Source organism: Vibrio variabilis (assembly GCF_003263785.1).
GTDB classification, from domain to species: domain Bacteria; phylum Pseudomonadota; class Gammaproteobacteria; order Enterobacterales; family Vibrionaceae; genus Vibrio; species Vibrio variabilis.
Genome location: NZ_JYJK01000137.1, coordinates 1 through 5,735, shown reverse-complemented (window position 1 = coordinate 5,735; position 5,735 = coordinate 1). Strand labels below are relative to the sequence as shown.

General features: G+C 47.5%; 6 protein-coding genes and 3 pseudogenes. All 9 read right to left on the bottom strand.

Translation table 11 applies throughout. The features are described from left to right. Nucleotides 1–646, bottom strand: a pseudogene (gene ccsA, locus TZ48_RS23040) (cytochrome c biogenesis protein CcsA); the annotation flags it as partial. Further along, the gene (gene ccmE, locus TZ48_RS23035) at nucleotides 643–1,128 is read right to left on the bottom strand and encodes a cytochrome c maturation protein CcmE (RefSeq protein ID WP_112481020.1); all 486 of its coding nucleotides are present in this window, start codon (nucleotides 1,126–1,128) and stop codon (nucleotides 643–645) included. The gene ccmE and the pseudogene ccsA, both read right to left, overlap by 4 nt. Next, on the bottom strand, nucleotides 1,125–1,331 hold the full coding sequence (gene ccmD / locus TZ48_RS23030) for a heme exporter protein CcmD (RefSeq protein ID WP_112481018.1): 207 nt from the start codon (nucleotides 1,329–1,331) through the stop codon (nucleotides 1,125–1,127). The genes ccmE and ccmD overlap by 4 nt, the downstream gene beginning before the upstream one ends. 6 nt (nucleotides 1,332–1,337) lie before the next feature. Beyond that, nucleotides 1,338–2,087: a heme ABC transporter permease gene (locus TZ48_RS23025; RefSeq protein ID WP_112481016.1), complete on the bottom strand. Its 750-nt coding sequence runs from the start codon at nucleotides 2,085–2,087 to the stop codon at nucleotides 1,338–1,340. Nucleotides 2,088–2,171: 84 nt separating this feature from the next. Beyond that, nucleotides 2,172–2,838: pseudogene (ccmB, locus tag TZ48_RS23020) on the bottom strand (heme exporter protein CcmB). Between the two features lie 6 nt (nucleotides 2,839–2,844). Further along, nucleotides 2,845–3,462, bottom strand: a complete 618-nt coding sequence (ccmA, locus tag TZ48_RS23015) for a cytochrome c biogenesis heme-transporting ATPase CcmA (protein WP_112481014.1) — start codon at nucleotides 3,460–3,462, stop codon at nucleotides 2,845–2,847. Between the two features lie 299 nt (nucleotides 3,463–3,761). Beyond that, a complete protein-coding gene (locus tag TZ48_RS23010) occupies nucleotides 3,762–4,265 on the bottom strand; it encodes a DUF2802 domain-containing protein (RefSeq protein ID WP_112481012.1) in 504 nt (167 codons plus the stop codon). Further along, nucleotides 4,265–4,759, bottom strand: a complete 495-nt coding sequence (locus tag TZ48_RS23005) for a chemotaxis protein CheW (RefSeq protein ID WP_042478487.1) — start codon at nucleotides 4,757–4,759, stop codon at nucleotides 4,265–4,267. Before TZ48_RS23005 ends, TZ48_RS23010 begins: the two co-directional genes overlap by 1 nt. A gap of 64 nt (nucleotides 4,760–4,823) precedes the next feature. Beyond that, nucleotides 4,824–5,273: pseudogene (locus tag TZ48_RS26550) on the bottom strand (chemotaxis protein CheW); the annotation flags it as partial. Between the last annotated feature and the right edge of the window lie 462 nt (nucleotides 5,274–5,735).

Here is a 5,735-nt window from a genome sequence, read left to right as displayed (position 1 = left end):
CCACGCCGCTGTCGTCCAAGGACGAGACCAACGCGCCCACGCCGTATCAAGACGACCCGACATCAGTGAGGCAATCGCAAACGAAAACGCAACCGAGAAGCCTACGTAACCCATGTAGAGCATTGGCGGGTGGATGATCAATCCCGGATCTTGTAATAACGGATTGAGGTCACGGCCATCGACAGGGAAGAAAGGCAACGTTCTCAAGAATGGGTTAGAAGTGACAATGATAAACAGTAGGAAACCGACTGTGATCATACCCATCACTGCAAGTACACGAGCGACCGATTCTTGTGGCATACCACGCTAAATGTCGCCACAGCAACCGTCCATGCTGCTTGGATTAATACCCATAGAAGCAATGAGCCTTCGTGCGCACCCCATACAGCGGTTAGGCGGTAGTACCAAGGTAGCTGGTATTTGAGTTATTCGCTACATACTGAAGCGTAAAATCATTGACGTAGAACGCCCATTCCAAAATTAGGAATGAAATAAGCAGCATGATGAACATACCCCAAGACAAAGGTCTTGCGGTATTCATCAGCATCGTATTGTTTCGCGAGGCACCAAACAGCGGCAAGATACTCAGAAGCACAGACAAACTGAGTGAGAGTATCAGCGCAAAGTGGCCAATTTCAGCAATCATAGACCGCTTCCTTGTTTTTGTTCTTCAGAGTACTGGAGCGGCTCATGAGTTTTCTTCATCGCCTCAGCAATTTCAGGTGGCATATATTCTTCGTCGTGCTTAGCAAGAACTTCGAAAGCCTCAATCTTTGTCGGTTCCACCAGCACACCTTGTGCAACGATACCTTGACCTTCGCGGAACAGATCCGGAAGAATGCCATCGTAGACAACCGTTACTTTTGGACCCACATCAGCGAGGTCGAAGCTGACACGCAGTGACTCAGAATCACGGTTGACCGAGCCCGCTACCACCATACCGCCAATGCGAAGACGCTGACCGATCTCAGGTTTCGCACCATTGTCTTTACCGTTCACCAACTCCGTCGGCGTGTAGAACAAATCCATGTTTTGGTTTAGCGCATAGAGAATCAACCCAACCGTCGCACTGATGCCAACGAAAATGGCCAAAATAATGCCGAGCCTTTTCTTACGTCTTGGGGTCATAGTGTGTTCTCCATATTTTTTGCCGCATCGATGCGCGCTTGCCTATCGACTTTGGCTTGAACTTCTTTGAGCAACTTTTTGCCGCGTGACACGCTCGTCACCCAAAGAATCAACATAGCTAAGAAAGTAATACCGAAGGCACTCCACACATATCCTGCGTAGCCGCCCATGGCAAAAAAGTCACTCAAGGATTCAAAATGCATGGTGAATTACCCCTTCTGGTTTGATTGCGCTGCTAAGGCAACCACCCATGGTCTGTGGCCTTCTTTGCTGATGATTTCGTTACGCAGACGGATCATCGTCAGTGCACCGAAGAAAAACGCAAAGCCAAAAATATTTAATAACAACGGCCATAGCATATCGTTAGAGATCGATGGCTTGGCAAACTTAGTGATAGTGGCACCTTGGTGTAAGGTATTCCACCACTCCACAGAGAAGTGAATGATCGGCAAGTTAACCACACCAACAATGGCGAGAATGCCCGCCGCTTTTGCCGCGGTTTTTTGATCATCGAACGCGTGGTAAAGCGCGATAACGCCAAGATATAGGAACAATAAGATAAGCTCAGAAGTCAGACGTGCATCCCACACCCACCATGCGCCCCACATAGGCTTGCCCCATACGGCTCCAGTAAGCAGTGCAATAAAGGTAAACACCGCACCGATAGGCGCCATAGCAAGTGCCGCCATGCTAGAGAGTTTCAACTGCCATACTAGGCCAATGAAAGCAGCAATCGCCATCGACATGTACACACCCATAGACCAAATGGCCGACGGCACGTGTATGTAGATGATCCTAAAGCTGTCACCCTGCTGATAATCGGCGGGCGCGTAAGCAAGCCCCCATACAGTACCGATTGACAGGCACAGCAGTGCTATCGTGGCAAACCACGGAAGCAATTTGCCACACAGCTGATAAGTGGTTTCGGGTTTGGCGTAAGGATGAAGCCATTTCCACATAGTGTTTCTCACTCTTTTACGACATTTTTCCCATTGCTTTAGGCGCTTACATTCGCTCTAAGCAATGATATTAGCGTTATTATTTTAGTTGACGCTGACTCTCAAGGCTGCACTGATAGCAAACGGAGTCAAGGTCATCGCGCCCACCAGCATGGCCGCGAGCAAAGCTAGCTGACCATTATACGCACCCCCAAGGAGGCAGCATCAATCGCCGACGTAGCAAATATTAGAATTGGGATGTAAAGCGGGAGCACCAAAAGACTTAATAGTACGCCTCCTTTTTGTAGCCCTACCGTCAAGGCCACCCCAATCGCTCCAATAAAGCTCAATGTTGGCGTTCCCACCAACAAAGTGAGCACCACCGCTATCCATGTATTGCTATCAAGGGACAGCAAAATGGCCAGTAATGGGCTGATAATGATCAATGGCAAACCCGTTAGGAGCCAGTGTGCGATGATTTTTGCCATCACCACTAATTGCAGTGGGATAGGCATCAGCATCATCTGCTCTAAAGAGCCATCTTGAAAATCATCTTTAAACAGTCGTTCTAAGGAAAGCAGCGCCGATAGCAGCGCAGCCACCCATACAATTCCTGCTGAAATTCGCGCGAGCAGATTAGGCTCAGGGCCGATACTCAACGGAAACAGCGTAATGACTATGATAAAAACCACAGTGGGTTGAAAATATCCGCTTGGCGACGAAACGCAATCAGCAGCTCACGGCGAACAATTTTCATCATGGAAGACAACATCATCGTTTACGCTCCCAAAGTGATTTTTTTGAGTTTTGGGTTGTCACTAAACATGTCTTGGTGCGTGGTCAGTAACACTATTCCACCTTTATTGGCATGCTCCAAGAACAAGTTTTCCAGCACCTTTACCCCTTGCTTATCGATCGCCGTCAGCGGCTCATCAAGGATCCACAACATTTGCTCGCTTAACCACAATCTTGCTAACGCCACGCGGCGCTGCTGACCCGCAGAAAGCTGAGCCACAGGCACGTCTTCACGGCCAGCAAGTCCAACTTGTGTTAGCGCTGTAAAAATCTGTTGATCCGAAGTGAGAGGTGCGTGTATCGATTGATAAAATCTAAGGTTCTCAAACGCAGTAAGATCGCGTTTTACGCCAGTTTGGTGACCAAGAAACAGCAGTGATTGATGGAAGTCTTCTCGATTGGATTGGATAGACTCACCATTCCATTTGATGTCGCCTTCCTCTTTATCTCCCAATCCCGCAACGATACGCATTAGGGTGGTTTTACCGGTCCCGTTGCGACCTTCAATCTGAACGAGATCCCCGATTTGTAACGAAAATGATAAATTTTCGAACAGTACGCGCTCATCTCGAATCGCGGTTAAATTTGTAACTTCTAACATTCAATTAAACACTGGTTCGACTGGGCGTTCATCTTACCATAGCTACTTATGCGTGAAAGTGTAATGTTTAAATCGGCTTCACGAAACTTAGTAATAAACAATAAATTACTGTTCTTTAACTGAAATAACTACCCATAAAGTAGTACATACTGACACAAAACTTCATATTCGGACGCATGATAGGATACCAGACTGCATACAGCCGGCTAATTGGAAAGAGTAAGAGAGTGTTACGATTGTTATTAACATATTTTCAGGGCGTCATTTAAGCATTAACACCCTGTAAATTGAGTGATCGTCTAGCGAGGTCGTTTTTGTGGCGAATAGTTCGTTGCTGGACGGCGTGGAGATTGGGCGCGCTCTTTGTGAAGTGGCGGTACCTTCTCTTTACCCGCTATCTTTTTTTGCAAAGAAAGCATCAGCTCAGCTTCGGCCTTAGGCAGTTCACACTCCTCGATAAGCTCGTTAATGTCGGCACCTAATCGAACCATTTTATTGGCTCGAGTATATAAGCGACCATCGTTATCAACGTTCTCAAGCTCTATGATACGTTCAGTAAGGTGGACGATGATTTCCTCCTGTTCGGAAACCTTTTGTCCAAGCCCTACTAACACGGAGCGCACTTCAAGTAGCTGCTTATTGCACTTCTCGACTTCTTTTTCTAGTGATCGCTTTTGTTGTCGTGCGTGTGCCTTGTGCATGTTTAATCCACGATGCACCTTCACCAACCAAACGAAAAGGACAACGACAATCGCCACCCCTCCCCAAAGAAGAGGTGACGTTAAAGACACAGCATCAAACATTATAGGTAAGCCATCTCATCCCACTCATCTTCAGAGAGTAGTTTGTTTAGGTCAACAAGGATAAGCAGTTTGCCATCGCGGTTACTTACGCCTTGGATAAACTTGGCACTTTCATCGGTACCCACGCTTGGTGTGGTATCAATTTCTGACGAACGTAGGTAAACCACTTCCGCAACGCTATCAACTAAGATACCAATCACTTGGCGCTCAGATTCAATCACAATAATGCGCGTATTATCGGTGATTTCACCTTGCATTAGACCAAAGCGAGAACGAGTGTCGATGACCGTCACAACGTTACCACGAAGGTTAATAATACCTAGCACGTAATCTGGTGCGCCCGGTACAGGAGCGATTTCAGTGTAACGCAGCACTTCACGTACTTGCATTACGTTGATGCCGTAGGTTTCTTCTTCTAGTTGAAACGTGACCCATTGAAGAACTTCATCATTCGACTGTTCTTTTCTTAGTTCAACATCCATCGTTTGAGACATAGTCTTCCTCTCAATTTCATTCTGATCAGCGACGCACAGCGCCGCTTGACATCAAATTATTCAATCACTGTACTGATTTAACATCTAATCCAGCGTTAAGCATATCTATTAGTTCAGACACATGAACCAGCGCACACATTTGCTGCTTCACCATGCCTGCAAGCCACGGCCTTTTACCAGCTTTCTCACGCCAACGGACGGCAACAGGCTGAAGTTGTTCCGTGCCTTTGAGTTCTGTGGCGGCAAGACCCCAGTTGCTCTCACCGAGCATGACAATGTACTGATAGTCTTCTTTGTAACTATCATCTTTGAGCACATCCGGCATCACCCACATGGCTGTGTCGACGACATCAAGCTGGCTCTCGCGACTTGACTGCAAACCTAAGTACCAAGCCGGTCTACCAATCAAATGACTTAACTCGCCAATTTGATGAATACCACCTAGCTCATCTAATGGCACCGCGAACGTCATCCCGCCGACGTCAAAGTAGAGTACTTGAAAGCTCTCGGTACGTTCGTTGTTTACCCAAGCTTTATCAGCACCGCCACCATTGGCAACGTCAGGTTGGGTTTCAACCGTTACACTTTCAGCCACTTCTATACTATCGGCGACTTCCACCGTCTCTTGAGCCTTGATTGATGGCTGTAGAGCATCAAGTTCATTCAGCTCAGACTCAATGACAGTGTCCGCTTCTAATGCCTCAACATCCCAGCCTTGGATTTCACTCTCACTGGCTGCAGCTACTGTCGGCTGCTCAATGCTTGGCTCAGCTTGCGGTTCAATTTCAATGTCTACTTGCTGCTGAAGGCCGCTAAACAGCTTTTCCAGATGTTGCAGATCTGGCTGCTCCGCAAACGCTTCAAACTCCGCCTCCAAAAGACTGCTGCACCGTGGGTGCGGGCTGTGTCATAAGAGGTGGTGTTGTATCATTCCAATCTGGCTCTGGCTCTGGCTCTGGCTCTGGCTCTGGCTCTG